11 protein-coding genes are annotated in these 19,147 nt (G+C 71.3%); 3 read left to right on the top strand and 8 right to left on the bottom strand.

Annotated elements, in window-relative coordinates:
* From AC08OJ_RS10525 to AC08OJ_RS10495, 7 genes are all read right to left on the bottom strand, one after another.
* On the bottom strand, positions 1–1,502 hold a 1,502-nt coding region (locus AC08OJ_RS10525), incomplete at its 3' end, for a cation:proton antiporter (RefSeq protein WP_476595637.1).
* Positions 1,503–1,882: 380 nt separating this feature from the next.
* On the bottom strand, positions 1,883–2,872 hold the full coding sequence (locus tag AC08OJ_RS10520) for a malate dehydrogenase (protein ID WP_476595636.1): 990 nt from the start codon (positions 2,870–2,872) through the stop codon (positions 1,883–1,885).
* A 149-nt stretch (positions 2,873–3,021) separates the two neighbouring features.
* The gene (locus AC08OJ_RS10515) at positions 3,022–4,359 is read right to left on the bottom strand and encodes an ABC transporter substrate-binding protein (RefSeq protein WP_476595635.1); all 1,338 of its coding nucleotides are present in this window, start codon (positions 4,357–4,359) and stop codon (positions 3,022–3,024) included.
* Between the two features lie 162 nt (positions 4,360–4,521).
* Positions 4,522–4,956 (bottom strand): GlcG/HbpS family heme-binding protein, encoded by a 435-nt coding sequence (locus tag AC08OJ_RS10510; RefSeq protein ID WP_462188883.1) that lies wholly within the window; start codon positions 4,954–4,956, stop codon positions 4,522–4,524.
* 176 nt (positions 4,957–5,132) lie between these two features.
* Complete coding sequence (locus tag AC08OJ_RS10505) at positions 5,133–5,363, bottom strand: hypothetical protein (protein ID WP_476595634.1); 231 nt, start codon at positions 5,361–5,363, stop codon at positions 5,133–5,135.
* A gap of 6 nt (positions 5,364–5,369) precedes the next feature.
* On the bottom strand, positions 5,370–5,888 hold the full coding sequence (locus AC08OJ_RS10500) for a hypothetical protein (protein ID WP_476595633.1): 519 nt from the start codon (positions 5,886–5,888) through the stop codon (positions 5,370–5,372).
* A 275-nt stretch (positions 5,889–6,163) separates the two neighbouring features.
* On the bottom strand, positions 6,164–6,379 hold the full coding sequence (locus AC08OJ_RS10495) for a DUF397 domain-containing protein (RefSeq protein WP_476595638.1): 216 nt from the start codon (positions 6,377–6,379) through the stop codon (positions 6,164–6,166).
* A gap of 1,350 nt (positions 6,380–7,729) precedes the next feature.
* Here AC08OJ_RS10495 and AC08OJ_RS10490 point away from each other — a divergent pair.
* The gene (locus AC08OJ_RS10490) at positions 7,730–8,596 is read left to right on the top strand and encodes a helix-turn-helix domain-containing protein (protein WP_476593608.1); all 867 of its coding nucleotides are present in this window, start codon (positions 7,730–7,732) and stop codon (positions 8,594–8,596) included.
* An 83-nt stretch (positions 8,597–8,679) separates the two neighbouring features.
* Here the strand turns inward: AC08OJ_RS10490 and AC08OJ_RS10485 are convergent, their stop codons facing one another.
* On the bottom strand, positions 8,680–11,265 hold the full coding sequence (locus AC08OJ_RS10485) for an ATP-binding protein (RefSeq protein WP_476593607.1): 2,586 nt from the start codon (positions 11,263–11,265) through the stop codon (positions 8,680–8,682).
* A 547-nt stretch (positions 11,266–11,812) separates the two neighbouring features.
* Between AC08OJ_RS10485 and hrpA the strand changes: the two genes are divergently transcribed.
* Complete coding sequence (gene hrpA, locus AC08OJ_RS10480; protein WP_476595632.1) at positions 11,813–15,880, top strand: ATP-dependent RNA helicase HrpA; 4,068 nt, start codon at positions 11,813–11,815, stop codon at positions 15,878–15,880.
* Between the two features lie 31 nt (positions 15,881–15,911).
* The gene (locus tag AC08OJ_RS10475; protein WP_476595631.1) at positions 15,912–19,049 is read left to right on the top strand and encodes a tetratricopeptide repeat protein; all 3,138 of its coding nucleotides are present in this window, start codon (positions 15,912–15,914) and stop codon (positions 19,047–19,049) included.
* Positions 19,050–19,147 lie beyond the last annotated feature (98 nt).

Below are 19,147 nucleotides of genomic sequence, written 5' to 3'. Positions count from 1 at the left end.
CACTCGGTGTCGTGCGCGGGACCGAACTCCGGGGAGCGTCCGGGCCTCGCGACGGGAATGACGCCCGCCTCCGCGGCACCGACGCCACCGGCACCGCTCGCATGGTGACCGTCCAGCACGAGGCGGCCGCCCGCCACCAGGTGATCGTCCGCCATCAGGCGACCGTCCAGCACAAGGCGGCGCTGTTCCTCGGCAGCGGTCTGCTCAACCTGTCGCATGGCACGGCGCAGGATCGGCGGAGCCATGACCGACGTGACGATCGCGACCAGAACGATGACCGTGTACGTCTCGGTGGAGAGCACCCCCAGCCGCACGCCGACGCTGGCCACCACGATCTCGATGACCCCCCGCGCGTTCATGCCGGCGCCCAGGGCAAGAGCCTCCCAGGGGGTCAGCCGGCTGGCCCGTGCCCCCGCGTACACACCGGCAAACTTGCCGAAGACCGCGACCGCGAGCACGATCACCGCCGCGAGCAGAACCCGGGGTTCACCCAGAGCGATGAGATCGACACGTAGGCCCGCCGTCGCGAAGAAGATGGGCGCGAGCACCGCCATCACCACGATTCGCAACGGGGCGACACTGGCCTGATCCACCAGGCCGGACGACCCGAGGACGACCCCGCCCAGGAAGGCGCCGAGCACCGCCTCCAGCTCCAACGCCTGCGTCCCGGCCGCCGACGCGAGCACCAGCACGGCCACGAAGGCCACGACCGATCCGCTCCTGGCGCCGGGATCGGCGCCAGCCCCAGCCCCGGCACCACTCGTGGCAATGATCCGTCCCAGCACGGCCCGGATGACGACCCGGCCGATCGTCAACGCGAAGATCCCCGCCCCGAGGACGTAAAGCACCGACAACGCCGTGTCGCCCGCCCGGACACCGGTGGTCGCCATCGCGGACACGACCGCCAGCATCAGCCAGCCAACGGCGTCGTCGATGATCCCGCCGGCCAGCGCGAGCTGCCCGACCTTCCGATGGGTCAGACGCATCTCCATGAGCGTCTTCGCCATCACCGGGATGGCGCTCACGCACATCGTCACCCCGAGGAACAGCGCGAAGACCGTCCGGTCGCCGTCGGGGCCCAGCAGGGAGGACGGCATCAGCACGCCGGTGGCGATCCCGAAACCCAACGGCAGGAGCAACCCACCGAGGCTGATCCGGGCGACGGTGAGACTGCGCCGGCGGATGATCCGCGTATCAATCTCGAACCCGCTGAGCGCGACCAGGAAGAGAACGCCGAGCTGTCCCACCGCGTCGAGCAGGTGAAACTGCGCGGCGTCACGCGGAAGCAACCAGTCCGAGAAGGCCGGCCACAGCGTTCCGAGCAATGACGGGCCGAGGAGCACGCCGACGCAGAGTTCCCCGACGATGGCGGGCATCCGCAGGCGCACGGCGAGACGCCCGAGCAGAATTGCCAGACTGAGCAGCACGGCGAGCTGAAGCAGGAACAGCAGCAGGGAATGCGGTGGGATCGAGGGGACGGGCTGGGCGGACGTGAGGGACAATGTCTCTCCTCGGACGTCTCGCCACCATTGACGGCGGCGAGGGCTCCAAGCCGACGTCCGACGACCGACGGCCGCATCGGCGACAGGCCAGCCGAGAGCCGGAATCCCGGATCACGGAGACCGGATCACGGATTTCTCGTCATCCCCCGTCGCCCGCGCGCATGCGATTCGGTCGGCTGACGCCGCGGGCGCCGGCACTGGTACCGACGTCCCTCAAGAAGAAACCACAACGGACGCCGGGGAGTCCGCCGTTCGCGTCATCTCCCGCCGCATGGCGCGGAGTTGTGGAGGGGTAATCACGTTTTCCGGGCCGGCAACCGCGACCAGCCCTCCGCGCTTCCCTCCGCTTCACCGGCCTGCGCAGGCGGGGAGAAATCGGCTCAGATGAGGCCGAGCGCGCGGACCGCCTCCCGCTCCTCGGCCAGCTCACGCACCGAGGCGTCGATCTTCTCCCGGGAGAAGGCGTCGAGCTCCAGACCCTGCACGATCTCGAACCGGCCGCCGGACGCGGTGACCGGGAACGAGGAGATGAGCCCCTCGGGCACCCCGTAGGAGCCGTCGGACGGGATCGCCGCCGAAGTCCAGTCGCCCGCCGGGGTGCCGTTGACCCAGGTGAAGATGTGGTCGATGGCCGCGGAGGCGGCCGACGCCGCGGACGATGCGCCGCGCACCTCAATGATCTCGGCGCCCCGCTTGGCGACCCGCGGGATGAACTCGTCGGCAATCCATGCCTGGTCGCCGACCGCCTCGGCGCCGCTGCGTCCGCCCACCTCGGCGTGGAAGATGTCCGGGTACTGGGTAGCCGAATGGTTACCCCAGATCGTGATCTTCTTGATCTCGGTGCTGGGCACGCCGAGTTTCTTGGCGAGCTGCGCGATCGCGCGGTTGTGGTCAAGCCGGGTCATCGCGGTGAATCGCTCGGCGGGCACGTCCGGAGCGTGCGTCTGAGCGATGAGCGCATTGGTGTTGGCCGGGTTCCCGACGACGAGGACCCTGATGTCCTCGGCGGCCCCGCTGTTGATCGCCTCGCCCTGCGGCTTGAAGATCCCGCCGTTGGCGGACAGCAGGTCACCACGCTCCATGCCCTTGGTCCGCGGGCGTGCGCCGACGAGGAGGGCCACGTTGGTGCCCTCGAAGGCCCGTTTGGCGTCGTCGAACACGTCAACCCCCGCCAGTAGCGGGAAGGCGCTGTCCTCGAGCTCCAGCGCCGTGCCCTCCGCCGCCCGCACGGCCTGCGGGATCTCCAACAGACGCAGCTTCACCGGCGTGCCCGCACCCAGCAGCTGGCCCGACGCGATGCGGAACAGTAGCGCGTAGCCGATCTGACCGGCGGCGCCGGTTACGGTGACGTTGACGGGCGTTGAGCTCACTGGCTTCTCCTGGTGCAGATCACGGAAGATCGGGGTGCGGCCCGTGTCGTCCTCGTAACGATCCCGAGCCGGCTAGGTAACCGGTCCTGGACTGGAACGTCTTCTGCCGCCCCAGCGATGCTAGTCCGAGGCTAGTCCGAAGTTCTTGGTCAGGAGGCACGGGCGGCGCGGACGCAGCTCACATCGCGGCGCCGCGATGGGGCACGTGCTACCGGCCGATCTCGGTCCCGCACCGTGGTACGGGCGGGACCAGCGCGAAACGTTTCGCGTCCGCGGTGACCTGAAGGCAAGGTGTAGCAACGGGTGATCTGCCCGAAATGGGCGGCGAAGTTGACGGGGGCGGGCAGCAACCCGTCCGCGTCATAGCCGCGCACCGCCCGCAGGCCCCTGATGAACGTCTCCCGGCTGGGACATGGCCCGGCGGCCACCAAGCCGCGCAGGAACATGTCCGCCGAGATCCACCCGGACAGGGCCGCCTGCTGGGCCGGCGGGGACACCTGGGGCGCGTACTCCAGCATGGCCTGCAGGAACCGCTGGTGAGCGGGAGTCTCCTGCTCGAACGGCAGGTAGTCGACGAAACTGTAGACCCCGGCCAGCACTCTGCCGAACAATTGCAGGAGACGCTGGTCGTAGCCGGTGGGCGACAGGATGACCCGCAGATCTGCCCGGGCCACCCGGGCGCCCAGGACCACCTGGCCGAAGGCGGCGCCGGTGACGGCGCCGACCAGGACGTCCGCGCCGCTATCGCGCACCTTCCGGCCGATACCTGGGATGTCGACCGGCCCGGTCGCGTCGATCCGGCCGAGCACCCGCACCCCGGCCGCGGCGAGGCTCAGCGCCATCTTGTCGGCGAGGGTCACGGAGGTCGCCGAGAACCCGGACTGGGCGATGATCGCCCGGTGGCCGCCGCGCTCGGCGACGAACTCACCCCAAGTCGTGACGGACGGCCCGTCGAAGATCATATTCGAGTAGCTGAACATGTTGTCGTTGTGGGTCCAGGCCGCTTCCAGCGAGGTACCGGTCACCGGTATTCGCCGGCTATTGAGATAACCAGCGGAACCACTGGCCACGGAGGTCGACTCGATGATTCCGAACACCTGGTCGTCCTCCACGAGCCCCTGGGCGGCGGCCTGGTTCCCGGCGGGATTCGAGGCGTCATCCCGCCAGACATAGACCACTTTTCGGCCATACACACCACCCGCCTTGTCCGCCACCCCGAGCCGGGCGTCCACCCCGGCCCGGAAGGACCGGAACAGTGACGCCGCGTTTCCGGTGTCCGGATAGAGCAGACCGAATCTGATCGAGCCCGGACCGACGCCCGGCGCCGCGCAGGCCGGGGGCGCGGTCGGCCTGTCGGTGGAGACCCGGCAGCCGACCGCTCCCAAGACGATCAGGAGACTCACGAGCCCGAGCAGCGCGGCCCGACGGTCCGCACGACGGCGCCGAGGCCGGTGCGGCCCGGCCCCCAGAGCCGTGATGCTCCTCACTCCATCAAGCCTGAACCAGGAGGACCACTCTTCGGTGCCATTCCGTTGATTTTGTGAGATTCACCGAAGATCGATCGCTCCCGGTTTCAGGATCCGATCCCGCTTCGGGCTCCCCACGCGGTACCCCGTGGGGTGCGGCCCCGGTCGGCCAGGTCGGCCAGGTCAGAACGCCGCCGCGGCAGCCCGGGCGATGGCCTGGTCAAGGGGGGCGGGACCACCGCTCACCCCGACGGCCCCCACGATCACCCCGTTCCGCCACAGCGGCAGCGCACCGGGCAGACCCGTGACGACCGGTTCCGCCGGCGACGGACGCTCCCGTCCGACGCGGCCGTCACCCGTGGCAGGTGCCTTGCCGCCAGCGTGTCCCTCGCCACCGGTATGACTGACCAGCTGGGCCGGCGGAGCCCAGGACCGAGCCGCACACGCCTTGTCGACGGAGATATCCGCGGTCTCGAGCCGGGCATTGTCCATCCGGACGTGGGCAACCAGAATTCCGGCGTGGTCAACGACGGCAATGTTAACCGGTTGACCGAGGTGAACCGCATATTTCTCCCCGGCGGCGATGATCCGACGGGCGTCCTCGAGCGATACGGTCATCCGCGACTCTCCCCATAAAGCGGCGTTCCGGTGCGCTTGACCATAGGCCCTGGCTGACTGTCAGGTGGTGGAAGGCGCGCCGCGTAACCACCGTCGCGCATGGCACTCCCGAGTGGCGAACGGCAGGATACAGGTAGACACGGGGTATCCCCGGTTCCCCGGCGGGGAACCGGGGGTCAGGCCGCGGCGACGAACGGGAGGACGGCCTGGGGGCAGCAGTGGATCAACCGGCTGGAGAGATAGCCGCCGCCCAGCAGGTCCAGCAGAGCACCGGCGCCCGGATAATCCAGCCGGCCGACCCGGTGCAGGCCGCGCAGACGCAACAGACCGGGCAAGTGCGCCTCGATGACTCGCTGGTCGGGCCGGGGAGCTCCCTCGAGCCAGGTGTCGAACTGCGCGCCGGTCATGATTTCTCACACAACTGTGTCCGCGACGGCACCGGTGCCGTCGGTGACGGTCACCAGATGGGGTAGCCGGATCAGATCGGCGAAGCCGCTGAGATCCGGCCGCACCCCGGCGGTGACGACGTTGTCACCGACCTCCGGCTCGCCGCCGGACCCGGGGGGGCCGCCGGGGGCGGGCGTACCGCCTGCTCCCGGCCGTCTCAGGGCATTGCGCAGATGAGAAGCGAACGCCAAGGCCAGCGCGCTGCGACCGGGCGGGCTGGCATGAGCGTGCAGGACGATGGCGTCGACTGCCGGTGCGCGTAGCCGCTCGGCCGCCGCGCGAACCAGCCAGGCCGGCTCGACCAGGACGAAACTGACCTGCGCGCGCCGCCGCTCCTCGATGGCGTCACCGCCGCCTCCCGACGGGGTCCGCACCCTCATGGACTCGTGAATCCACTGGCAGGTGATGAGCCCGTCGGCACCGGGAAGTGAGAGGAGCGGCAGATCCTCCGAGCTGAAGATCCGTTCAGGGATCGACGTGGGCATGCTGTCTCCGGTCCGGTTGGCCGGGAGCGACGCGAACGCGACCGCGGGCCGCGTGAGCGGGTTGCTAAGTGCAGGAGCGGGGCTGGCACCGTCTCGCCACGTGCCCGCCCGGTCCGGGCGGTCCGGGCGGGCACCGCCCCCCAGACCACAATCGGCCACGGTGCCCACACCGTCCACGACCCGGCGTGGGCTCCCTGTAGGGGGAGCCCACGCAGCGATGGAACGTACCCGCCTCGTCGAGGCTGCCGGAACCGGGAAAGCCATGACGGGCTCAGCTACTGGAGCAGGTTGTCGAAGTCGCCGTCTTTGGCGCCGAGTATCAGAGCCTCGATTTCAGCTCGGGTATACACCAGAGCGGGTCCGTTTGGATGCCGAGAGTTACGGACGGCAACTTCGTCGCCCGGAAGCTTCGCCATTTCGACGCAGTTTCCCTGCGAGTTGCTCCGGCGGCTCTTCTGCCATGTCACGCGCTGCAGCGCCGCGGCAGGCATACCGCTGTAGATCTTGCTTATGTCGATCTCCTGAAGCCCCGGGAAGCCGTGCCGCCACGGCCCCGACCCACGCCGTCCGCTCGCTGTACCACCGACGGGCCAACCATCGACCGCCGACCGACTGCCAACCAAAACCATGACGGAACACCCCCCGGAAGATCGTCCCACCATGCCAGCGTGTGCGACTGCACGAACTTCAGCTCACGATACAGCACGGTCGGGTGCACGTGCATCAAGCGGGCGACGGACGCCCGGCCCGATGCCTCGCGTTGCCGCGGCCTCCACGCCGAACCAGTCCCAGGACGGCCCCAGGACAGCCCAAAGAAAGATCAATAAAAGATCAAGAGAAGATCGATAACATCTAACGGAAGTGCCAAGGATGTTGATGTAACCACCGAAAGCACTAAAAATCTCATCATAAACACCATAAAAACACCACGAATCTGAGCCCAGCCCGTCCATGGGGCTCCCCGAAGAACCATGGACGGGTCTCGACACCACTAGGCGAAACGTCCGAAAAATCCGAAGAGTGACGAATCCGATCCGTGCACCGGGCACCCGTACGAGGCGGCCGCGGGCCGAGCCAGGAGAAAAAGATCCCCGACCTGGAGGAAAGATGCGCGCTCACGACGGGGCACTCCGGCTCCCCGGACGACGGGAGGCCGGCCGCGCGCGACCTGACTGTGCACAAGGTCATAGCCTCGGCGTAGCGAAAACCGTGGCCCTTCCGGTCTACTCGTGGCTCCGGGGCCCGCGAAATAGCTGTAAAACAACGGGGGACACCTCAACAGCACTCGACGGAGATCGTGCACCAGAACCAGCGCGCCGGCGTGAACCCGGAGAGACCCGCGGCGGGAGGCCGAGGCCTGGAGGAGGGGCGGGACGGTCGGAGAGGCGGCACGACGGAGAGCTGGTGGCCGCGGGGTGGATGCCACGGGGCGGGCGGCCAGGGGACACGTGGCTGCGGGACCGGTCGCCGGGTCCGGGGGAACCCGACGGGAGAGTGGGGGAGGAGCGAAGAGGAGCGGAGCCGTGGAGAGCAACAGTAGGAAGTACACGATCGCCGTCCAGGGCCCGAAGTCCTCACGCCCCCTGGAATCTGGCACCGTGAGAGTGGAATGTCCGGACATATCATCGTCCACACCATTGCGTCCGTACCCGACAGCCGGGGGCATCCTCATCCCCCGTTAAACGGAGACCCGCCGTCGACGCTCCCCGTGAGCGTGTATACAAATAATCCTCACCACGCTAAACACGCGAGTGTCACCCAGACGAGAGAACCAGCCACCCATCCGGAACCAGAAGATCGAGTATCTTACTCTTGTGTTGACCATGGCGAGGGGGCCGACCGTGACGACAGCTCAGCCGGGAAGTGGACCGACCGTACGTCGGATCCTGCTCGGCTCTCAGCTCCGTCGACTTCGCGAGGAGAAGGGCATCAGCCGGGAAACCGCCGGCTACCACATCCGCGCCTCAGAGTCGAAGATCAGCCGGATGGAGCTTGGCCGCGTCAGCTTCAAAGAACGCGACGTCGCCGACCTGCTGACCTTCTATCAGGTCACGGACGATGCAGAGCGCGCCCCATTGCTGGCCCTTGTCCGGGAGGCGAACGCCGCTGGCTGGTGGCAGAACTTCAACGACGTTCTCCCGTCCTGGTTCCAGCCGTACATCGGTCTGGAGGAGGCGGCCCAGCTCATCCGGACCTACGAGCTCCAGTTCATTCCGGGCCTGTTGCAGACCGAGGACTACGCCCGAGCAATCATCACGCAGGGTAGTGATCACCTACCAGCCGACGTCGTCGAGCGCCGGGTTAACGTGCGGCTCAACCGGCAGAAGCTGCTGTACCGTAAGAACCCGCCACGGCTCTGGATAGTCATCGACGAGGCGGCGCTGCGTCGGCCGATCGGCGGGCCGAAGGTGATGCGGGCCCAGATCAAACACCTCATCACCGCGTCCGAGCTACCGAACCTCACTCTGCAGGTGATGCCGTTCTCCTTCGGCGGCCACGCGGCGGAGGGTGGGGCCTTCACGATCCTCCGCTTCCCCGAAATGGACCTGCCGGACGTGGTCTACCTGGAGCAGCTCACCGGTTCCACCTACCTCGACAAGCGCGAGGACGTCGACCGGTACATGGAGGTGTATAACCGGCTCAGTGTCGACAGCACGACCCCGGGTGATACTCCCGAACTGCTACGGCGCATCATCACCGAGCTCTGAACGCGGTTCGCTCCCAGCTCACCGACCGGCTGCTCCGCCGGCCCGCCGGCCTACTACTCGGCCGGCCTGCCGGCCTGCCGGCCCTACTGCTCCGCCATCCCGCCGATCGGCTCGACCCGCCTGGTCGGGTCCGTGACCGCGCTCGCCGGCCAGGTCAGCTCCAGGCTGAGACACCGATCGTCCAGCTCCACCGAGACCTCGATCCCGCCCGGGTCCTCTCCCCCGCAGCCGAGCTGCGGGGGCGGCAGGCCCTGCGGCCAGGGCAGCGAGACGAAAACACTGCCGCCGGCCGGCGTCCACAGGACCGTCATAATCGCCCGGCCGCCTGGGACGGCGGCGAGCACCTCCCGCACCTGATCGGCCACCATGGCCCGCACGGGAGCTGGCGCGAGCCGCAGATCGCCGGACAGCTGGATCTGGACGGTCATTCCCGCAGCCTCGGCGTCGGCGACGACCGCGTCGAGGTCCGCCAGCGCCGACGACGGACCACCCCCGGTGATCATGCGACGGACGGCGGCCGCCCGTATCGCGCACCTGCTCCGAACGGCGGCTTCCCGCGGGTCCAGCCAACCGCCCGCGACTCCGTCGAGTAACGGCAACACCTCCCACCCCACGGTGCGCAACCACTGCGCCCGCTCCCACCTGATCATGGTGAACGCATCCACCTGGGCGGCGACCTCAGCCTCGGCGGCCAGGGCGCGGGCGGTCGTCTCCGCGGTGCCGCGCAGCAGGGGACCCAGCATCGCGGTCACAATCTGCACCCCGCACGCACCGTAGATCAGTACCCCCAGCCGCGCCAGCACCAGCGGTTCGGTGATACCACGCAGGAACACCGCAACGATCATCATGGCGATCGCGACCAGCAGCGCACCCACCCATTCCCAGAGTGGCCGGGAGGCGGTGATGAACGCTAGGAGCAGGGGAAGCACGAGCAACGGCCAGTCCGCGATCCGGACGATGTCCGCGCCGACGGTGTTCGCTATGCCGGCGACGGCGACGGCGACGGCCAGGAACAGCAGCACGGCCGCCTCGGGACCGCTGATCGGCCGACTCCGTCCGCGCCGGACGAAGGCGACGGTGAGCGCGGCCACCAGCAGCCACAGCGCTCCCGCTCCAGCCATCGTCCGCACCCATCCACCCGTGCCGACCAACGGCACGAGCATGATGATCAGCCACAGCCCGGCGATCTGCCCGAGCGCCCGGCGCAGCCCGGCGGCATAGGCGTCGCGTAGCTCGGCGGCGATCGCGGCGACGTCCCGACGATCGCCGACCCGCCCGCCGACCCTTCCGGCCCCGTGATCAGCCCGATCGCCGCGATCATCGCTCGGCTGTGGTCGCGTCACGTGCCCCGTCGTCGCGTCCGGGGCGCGCCACTGCAGTTCCACAACGGTGCCCTGCCCCGGGCGCGCGTCGATGCGGGCGGTCCCGGCGACGTCCACCAGCCGTCCGACGATGGACTCGCGCAGCCCGAGCCGGGCGGGGTCGACCCGCTGCGGGTCGAAGCCGCACCCGGCGTCGGACACCGTCACGATGAGCAGGCCCGGGCCACCGCCGAGGAGCAGCGAGGCACGCCGGGTGCCGGAGTGCCGTTCCACGTTGACCAGCGCCTCGCCGACCGCTCCGACGAAGGCCTCCACAACCACGGCCGGGGGCTCACCGGGAGGTTCCCCCGCGACGGCTGGGAGACGCCGGTCCTCGAGGCTGACCTGCAGCCCCCGTCGAGCGGCGTCGCGGACGGCCTCGGCCAACCGATCGCCGATCGGCGGACCGACCTCGTCGTCCCGGTCGAGCAGGCCGCGCACGGCGGTGAGGCTCTGCGCACATCGACGCCGGGTGAGTGCCACGTCCCGCCCCCCGCCCCAGGCGATGCCGGTCAGGGTGTTCAGCACCGTGTCGTGGATGACTCGCTTCCGTTCCCGGCGGTCGCGGGCGACGGCGAGGACCACCGCCTCGCTGCGGTGCCGGGCCACAACGTTCGCCCAGCGCTGGTCGGCCGTACGGGCGATCCGGCGCAGTCGACCGATCGCCAGCCCGAGTAGACCGGGAATGATCAGCAGCATGGCGGTCTGAGAGAAGACCTGGGGGTTGTGGCCCCAGCCGCCTACGAGAGTGGCGCCGCACAGCGTCAGGAGCAGGACCGACGCGACGGCCGTCGGAAATGTCCAGACCGTCACGATCCCGGCGTTGATGGCGGTCAGGAAGACGAAGTTCCCGCTGTCCCCCACCGAAGCGGGCGGCAACCAGGACGAGGCCGTCAGGGCGAGGACCGTCGACATCGCGACCGTGCTGGTGGTCATCGATCGACGGATCCCGCGTCGCAGGCCGACGACGCAGAAGACGAGACCACCGATGACCGTCAGCCCCGCGACGGCCATCGCCGCCGGCCTGTGGTCGTACCAGCGCCAGACCGCGACGTAGCACGCCGTCAGCAGGACCGCGACCGCCCGCAGAGTAACGAGGACGCGCCCCATGACCTGTTCCAGCGCCTGGTAAGCCCGGCCCAACTCGACGGAGGCTCGGCCCAGCTCGAGCGTGCCCTCCCCGAAGGCGGTCACCGTGCCCGCGGAGGCGGTAGCGGCGGTGCCCGTGGCGGCGGAGGAGGCCGGCGCCGCGAGCGGGACCGGCTCCCGCACCCCGGGCGAGGCCGCCTCCCGCCTGTCGGCAGTCACGCCCTGCTCGGCCCGGGGAGGTCGCCCGGACCAGGGTAGGGGCCGACTTCGCACCTCATCATCATGATGGCTCTGTCCCCTCAGCATCGAGGTTCCTGTCGACGACAAGCTTGCGACGGCATAGAGGCCGCGACGGCGTCGAGCAGCGACCCACCGCCGACCGGGCGGGCCGTTGGCAGGCTACCGGCGGCGCCTCGCCTTGGTCCGCAAAGGACCGGCTCGCCTCTCATCCGTCGGACCGCTCATCCGTCGAAAAGGTAACGGGACGGCCCGACCTCCCATTCGGGGGAGCTAGTCACGGTCCAGGGACCGCAGACCGTGCTCAGGTCCCCAAAATTCGCTGACCGAAAAGTCACCGCCACCGCCCGACGGGCCGGAGGAATGCAACGCCGCCGGGACAGCTGTGTCCTAGGCTTGACGACGTGTGGAAAGGCAGCTCTTGAATCCTCCCGCCACGCCGCCCAGGCCGCAGCCGTCACCACCGGCAGGCCCAGTAGCACCGGCAGGCCCGGTACCACCGGCGGAGCTGTCCGCGCGGCTGACCGGGTTGTCTCCTCGCGACGCCCATCGGCTGGGCCGACGGCTCGCCGAGAGCCGGCGCACCCGCGAGCCCGCCGCGCGCCAGCGGGCCCTACAGGCCATCGCCGCCGAGGTGGACCGGGCGGCGCTGCAGGTGGAGCGGCGCCGGGCCAGCGTCCCGACGCTCGACTACCCCGACATCCTTCCAGTCACCCAGCGCAAGGACGAGATCCTCGCCGCGATCCGGGATCACCAGGTGGTCGTCGTCGCCGGGGAGACCGGGTCCGGCAAGACCACCCAGCTACCGAAGATCTGCCTGGAGCTCGGCCGCGGGATCCGGGCGATGATCGGGCACACCCAGCCGCGCCGAATCGCCGCGCGTACCGTCGCCGACCGCATCGCGGAGGAACTGCGCACCCCGGCTCCCCAGGCGGGCGGCGTCGTCGGCTACCAGACCCGGTTCACCGACCAGGTGCACGAGAACACGCTGGTCAAGCTCATGACGGACGGCATCCTGCTGGCCGAGATCTCCTCCGATCGCCAGCTGCGCCGCTATGACACGCTCATCATCGACGAGGCGCACGAACGCAGCCTCAACATCGACTTTACCCTCGGCTACCTGCGGTCGTTACTCCCCCGCCGGCCGGATCTCAAGATTGTCATCACCTCCGCGACGATCGAGACGGCCCGGTTCTCCGCCCACTTCGCGGACGCCCCGGTCATCGAGGTGTCCGGGCGCACCTATCCGGTCGAGGTCCGCTACCGCCCACTCGTCCCGGCGGCCGACGGACCAGCCGACGGACCGGCCAGCGGCCCGGCCGACGGGCGGAGGACCGGCAGGGAGAACGGTGAGGTCGAGCGCGACCAGACCCAGGCCATCAGCGAGGCGGTCGACGAGCTGTGCGCGGAGGGCTCGGGCGACATCCTGGTGTTCCTCAGCGGCGAACGGGAGATCCGCGACACCGCTGAGGCACTCACCCGCGAGCAGCGGCCGAACACCGAGATCGTGCCGCTCTACGCCCGCCTGTCCGCCGGCGAGCAGCACCGGGTGTTCCAGCCGCACACCGGACGGCGGGTGATCCTGGCCACCAACGTTGCCGAGACCTCGCTGACCGTGCCGGGAATCCATTATGTGATCGACCCGGGCACCGCGCGGATCTCCCGCTACAGCCACCGCACCAAGGTGCAGCGGCTGCCCATCGAACCGATCTCACAGGCCTCCGCCAACCAGCGCAAGGGGCGCTGCGGGCGGACCGCCGACGGCATCTGCATCCGCCTCTACAGCGAGGAGGACTTCGCCGGCCGGCCGGAGTTCACCGATCCGGAGATCCTGCGGACGAACCTGGCCTCGGTCATCCTGCGGATGGCCGACCTCGGCCTCGGCGAGATGGCCACGTTCGGGTTCCTCGCTCCACCCGACCCCCGCCAGATCAGCGACGGCGAACTGCTCCTCGCCGAGTTGGGGGCATTCGACGCCACCGCGGCCGATCCCCGCCACCGGATCACTCCCCTCGGCCGGCGGCTGGCGCAGATCCCGGTGGATCCCCGGCTGGCCCGCATGGTGCTCGCCGCCGACGAGCAGGGCTGCCTGCGCGAGGTGCTCGTCATCGCCGCCGCGCTCGCGATCCAGGATCCCCGGGAGCGCCCGGTCGAGCACCAGCAGGCGGCCGACGCCCGCCACGCCCGGTTCGCGGACCCGACCTCGGACTTCCTGGCGTACCTGAACCTGTGGAACTACCTGCGCGACGCCCGCGGCGAGCTGTCGGCCAACCAGTTCCGGCGGATGTGCCGCACGGAGTTCCTCAACTACCTGCGCATCCGGGAATGGCAGGACGTGCACGGCCAGCTCGCCGCGGTGGCCCGCGGCCTGGGGCTTACCCCCCGGGACGACGGCTCCGGCGCGGCCGATCCACGAACCGATCCACGAGCCGTGCACCAGGCCCTGCTGACCGGGCTGCTGTCGCACATCGGTCGTTACGACCCGGAGCGCCGGGAGTACGCCGGCGCCCGCGGCGGCCGCTTCGCGCTCTGGCCGGGCTCCGCCCTGGCCCGGCGGTCGAACCGCGCCGAGCGCACCGGGCCGACAGCCACGTCGGCAGACCCGACAGCCGCGCTGGCGGACCCGGGGGACCCGGCGGGCGAGGACGCGCCGAAGCGGCCGTCCGGACCACCCGCCTGGGTGATGGCCGCCGAGCTGGTGGAGACCTCCCGGCTGTGGGGCCGCACCGCCGCGCGGATCGACCCGGACTGGATCGAGCCGCGCGCCGCCCACCTGGTGCATCGCACGTACAGCGAGCCGCGCTGGTCGCGCCGGCAGGGCGCGGTGCTCGCCGACGAGAAGGTGACCCTGTACGGGGTGACGATCGTCGCCTCCCGGCCGGTCCAGTACAGCCGGGTCGACCCGGCCCTGTGCCGGGAGCTGTTTCTTCGGCACGCGCTGGTCGAGGGTGACTGGCAGACCCGCCACGCCTTCTTCCACGCCAACCGGGAGCTGCTCGCCGACGTCGAGGAGCTGGAGCACCGGGCCCGGCGGCGCGACATCGTCGTCGACGACGAGACGCTGTTCCATTTCTACGACGAGCGCATCCCCGCGGATATCGTGTCCGCCCGGCACTTCGACGCCTGGTGGCGCAAGGCGCGCCGGACGACCCCGGACCTGCTCGACTTCCCGCGCTCAATGCTCGTCTCCGCGGGCGCCGAGGGAATCACCGAGGCCGACTACCCCGACGTCTGGCAGGCGGGCGACCTCGCGCTGCCGCTGAGCTACCAGTTCGAACCGGGCTCGGCGGCCGACGGGGTCACCGTGCACATCCCGCTGGCCGTGCTGAACCAGGTCGGCGCCGAGGGCTTCGAATGGCAGGTGCCGGGGCTGCGCGAGGAGCTCGTCACCGCCCTCATCCGGGCGCTGCCGAAGGCGGTGCGGCGCAGCTTCGTCCCGGCGCCGAACTACGCCAAGGCGGTCCTGGCGAACATCACGCCACGCCAGGTGCCCCTGCTCACCGCGGTGGAACACGAGCTGCGCCGGATGGGCGGGCCGGAGATCCCGCGCGACTCCTGGTCGCTGACGGGTGTGCCGGATCACCTGCGGTTCACCTTCCGGGTGGAGGACGCCGGCGGGCGGGTGCTGGCCGAGGGCAAGGACCTCGACGCCATCAAGGAGCGGCTGCGCCCGAGGACCCGGGAGGCCGTCGCCGCCGCGGCGGACGGCCTCGAGCGGGCCGGCCTGCGGGCGTGGGGGGACCTCGGCACCCTGCCGAAGATCGTCGAGCTGTGCCGCGGCGGCAACGCGGCGGGCGGCCACGTGGTGAAGGCGTTCCCGGCGCTGGTTGACGAGGGCGGTTCGGTCGCGGTGCGGGCCGCCGGCACCGAGGCCGAACAGCGCCAGCTGATGTGGGCCGGCACCCGGCGCCTGGTGCTGCTGGGCGTCCCCTCCCCGGTGCGCGGCCTCAACGCCCGGCTGTCGAACGTCGCGAAGCTGGCCCTGAGCCACAACCCGCACCGCGACGCCGCCGACCTGCTGGACGACTGCGTGCGGGCCGCCGCCGACCGGTTGATCGCCGCGGCCGGCGGGCCCGCCTGGGACGAGGCGGGCTTCACCGCGCTGCTTGCCGCGGTACGCGCGGGGCTGCCTGAGGCCGCCTTCGAGGTGGTCCGCGAGGTTCAGCAGGTGCTCGGCCTCGCCCACGCGGTCGATCTGGCGCTGCGCGAGCTGCGTGCCCCGGCGGTGGCGGCGTCGGTGGCCGACGCGCGCGGCCAGCTCACCTCGTTGATCTACCGGGGATTCGTCACCGACACCGGGGCCGACCGGCTGGCGGACCTCGTCCGCTACCTGACCGCGCTGGAACGGCGGCTGGAGCGGCTGCCCCGCGATCCCGGGCGGGACAGGCTCAACACCGCGACCGTCGGGCGCGTCCAGGACGCCTATCGGGAGCTGCTCGCCACCGTCCCCGCCGGCCGGGAGCCGGCGCCCGAGATCCGGCGCCTCCGCTGGATGATCGAGGAGCTGCGGGTGAGCCTGTTCGCGCAGAGCCTGCGCACCCCGTACCCGGTTTCCGAGGAACGCGTCTACCGAGCGATCGACGCCATCCTCGGTTAATCCGTTTCGGTGACTATGCCATGCTGGGACGGTGACCGGCGGGGGCGATGGGCACGGCGCTCCCGACTGTTTCGTGTCGTACGCGGACGACGGGCGGGCCTGGGCCGAATGGATCGCCGGGACGTTGGAGGATGCCGGCTACCAGGTCCTGCTTGAGTCCTGGGCGCCGGCGGGGACGCACCGGGTGGGGTGGCTGGACCGGGCGGTGAGCCAGGCCCGGCACACGGTCGCGGTGGTCTCCGACGGCTACCTGCGCTCCTCGCCCGCGGTCGCCGAATGGGCGGCGGCGTGGTCGGCCGACCCGACCGGAGGCGAACGCCGGCTGCTGGTGACCAGGGTGGCGGACCGGCCGCTGCCCGGCCTGCTCGGCCAGCTCGTCCCGGTCGACCTGTTCGACCGCAGCGAGATCGCCGTCCGGACCAGCCTGCTCGCGGCCCTGCGTGGCGACCGGCCACAGCCGGAACAGCCGCCGGGCTTCCCCGGCCGGCGGGGGATCTTCCCGCCGGAGCTGCCGGCGGTGTGGAACGTGCCGGACCAGCCCGCCCGGTTCGTCGGCCGGACGGCCGCGCTCGCCCGGCTCGACGAGGCGCTGTCCCGCTCGCCGCTGGTCACCGTGACGGGAATCGCGGGGATCGGGAAGACCAGCCTGGTCACCGAGTACGCCCGCCAGCACCGGGCGGATCTCGACGCCGTGTGGTGGGTGCCGGCGGAACGCCCCGAGCTGATCGGCGAGCGGGTGCGCGAGCTCGCCCCGGCGGTGGGCCTACCCGGCCACGCGGAACCGGCCGCCGTGATCGCGAACCTCGGCCGGGCCGACGGCCGCTGGCTGATCGTGCTCGACGACGCTGCCGACGCCGACACGCTGCCGGCCTGGCTGCGGCCCGCCGACCCCGGCCGGCTGCTGCTGACCTCCCGCAACCCCGGCTGGGACCATCTCGGCCCGGTCGTGCCGGTCGGACCGATGGACCGGGCCGAGTCCGTCACCCTGCTCGCCGGCCGGCTGCCCGCCGTCGAACGGACGGTCGCCGATCGGATCGCCGAGCGGCTCGGGGACCACCCGCTCGCCCTCGACCAGGCCGCCCACCGCATCAGCACCGGCCGCACCCCCGCCGAGACCTACCTTCAGGTGTTAATCGACCGGCCGGAGGTCCTCCTGGCGCAGGGGGAGGTGAGCGGGCGGCCCGGGGCCACCGCCGCCACCCTCTGGGACGAGCCGATCCGCCGGCTCGACGCCGAGGCACCGGCCGCCGGCCACCTGCTGCGGATCGTCGCGCACGGCGACAACGAACCGATCCCGATCCGGCTGTTCACCGCCGAGCCGGACGTGATCCCCGATTCCGGGCTGCGGGCGGCGGCCGGCGACCCGCTCGCCCTCGCCGACACCGTCGGCGTCCTGGAGCGGTACGGCCTGGCCCACCGCGACGCGGACACCGTGACGATGCACCGGCTGGTGCGGGCCGCCGTGCACACCCACACCAGCCCCGACCAGGCCGACGAGATCGTCGCGACCATGACCCGGATGCTGCGCGCGGCCCTGCCCGACGCCGTCACGGCCAACCCGGAAGCCTGGCCCGCCTGGCGGGAACTGCTCCCGCACACGCTCGCCGTGCTCGACGCCACCGCCACCGACCCCACCGACGCCGACGCCACCGACCGTCTGGAGGCCGACGGTCCGGAGGCCGCCTGGCTGGCGGAACGCTCGGCGGCCTACCTGCTCGAGCAGGGCCGGGCCGACCAGGCCCTCCCCCTCGCGGCCTGCGCCCTGGCCGCCGGCGAGCGGCTCGACGGCCCGGCGCACGTCGACACCCTGGCTTGCCGGGAGACCCTCGCACAGGTGACCCTCGCCGCCGGCCGGATCGACGACGCCGGCCGCCTAGCCGAGCGCACCGTCGCCGACCGCGAACGCGTCCTCGGCCCCGAGCACCCCGCCACCCTGGTCAGCCGGGACACCCTCGCCTGGGCGTTCCAGAAGGCCGGCCAGGTCGACCACGCGGTCAACCTGTTCCAGCGTACCCTCGCCGAGCGAGAACGCGTCCTCGGCCCCGAGCACCCCGACACCCTGGAAGGCCGGCACAGCCTTGGCCGCGGCGACGAGGCGGCCCGGCTGCTGCGGGACACCCTCGCCGACCGGCGGCGGATCCTCGGCCCGGAGCACCCCGCCACCCTCGACACCCGCCACAGCCTCGCCGTCGCCTACCGCCGGATCGGGGCGGTGGGCGACGCCGTGCCGCTGTTCGAGCAGACCCTCGCCGCCCGCGGACGGGTCCTCGGCCCCGAGCATCCCGCCACCCTCGGCAGCCGCCACCAACTCGCCGTCACCCACCACCAGGCCGGACGGCTCGACGACGCCACGCGCGAGTTCGGCCGCGCGCTGACCGGCCGCGAGCGCACCCTCGGCCCCGACCACCCCGACCACCCCGACACCCTCGAAACGGTCGACGGACTCGCCCGCGCCCACCTGCGGGCCGGACGACTCGATGACGCCGCACGCGAGTTCGGCCGCGCGCTGACCGGCCGGGAACGCGCCCTCGGCCCCGACCACCCCGAGACCACCGAGACCCGCGAGAACCTCGCCACCGCCCACCTCAGGCTGGGCCGGCCCGGCGAGGCCATCCCCCACCTCGAACGCGCCCTCGACCGCCACGAGCACGTCCTCGGCCCCGCGCACCCCCACACCGTCGAGACCCGGGACACCCTCGCGACGAGCTACCGGCGCACCGGGCAGCTCGAGGCGGCCGTGCCGCTGCTCGAACGACTGCTCGCTGACCGGAGCCGGGCACACGGCGTCGGCGACGCACGCACTCTACGCACCGCCGACGAGCTCACCGAGGTCTACCGGACCACCGGCCGGCTTCCGCAGGCCGTCGACCTGAACGAACGTGTTCTCGCCGTCCGCGAGCAGCTCCTCGGCCCCGGCCACCCCGATACCCGCGCCACCCGGGGCGCCCTCGCCGACACCTACCGCCAGGCCGGCCGGCCCGCCGACGCCGTCCCCCTCTACCGCGCCGCGCTCACCGACGCGCTACGCGAGCACGGCCCGTTCCATCCGGACAGCACCCGGGCCCGTCGCACCCTCGCCGACACTGTCGACCAGGCCCGCCACGACCGGCCGCCCCTTCCCGAACGGCCGATCCCGGCCGAGCCGAGGTTCCGCCACCGCGACCCCTAACCGACCTCGGCCCGCCGGTCACCGCGGGTCGGCCGATCCGTCGGACGCGGCCGGCTCGTCGGGCTCGACGGGCGGAAACCGATCAAGCAGCTCCAGCT

The organism is Frankia sp. CgKIO3 (genome assembly GCF_977946435.1).
Note: the sequence above shows the minus strand (reverse complement) of the source record. Positions and strands in the feature narration are given on the sequence as shown.

Coding starts and splice junctions, on each gene's coding strand:
- AC08OJ_RS10510 (WP_462188883.1), bottom strand. CDS start 4,956: ATGACCGTATCGCTCGAGGACGCCCGTCGGATCATCGCCGCCGGGGAG.
- AC08OJ_RS10505 (WP_476595634.1), bottom strand. CDS start 5,363: ATGACCGGCGCGCAGTTCGACACCTGGCTCGAGGGAGCTCCCCGGCCC.
- AC08OJ_RS10495 (WP_476595638.1), bottom strand. CDS start 6,379: ATGCCTGCCGCGGCGCTGCAGCGCGTGACATGGCAGAAGAGCCGCCGG.
- AC08OJ_RS10500 (WP_476595633.1), bottom strand. CDS start 5,888: ATGCCCACGTCGATCCCTGAACGGATCTTCAGCTCGGAGGATCTGCCG.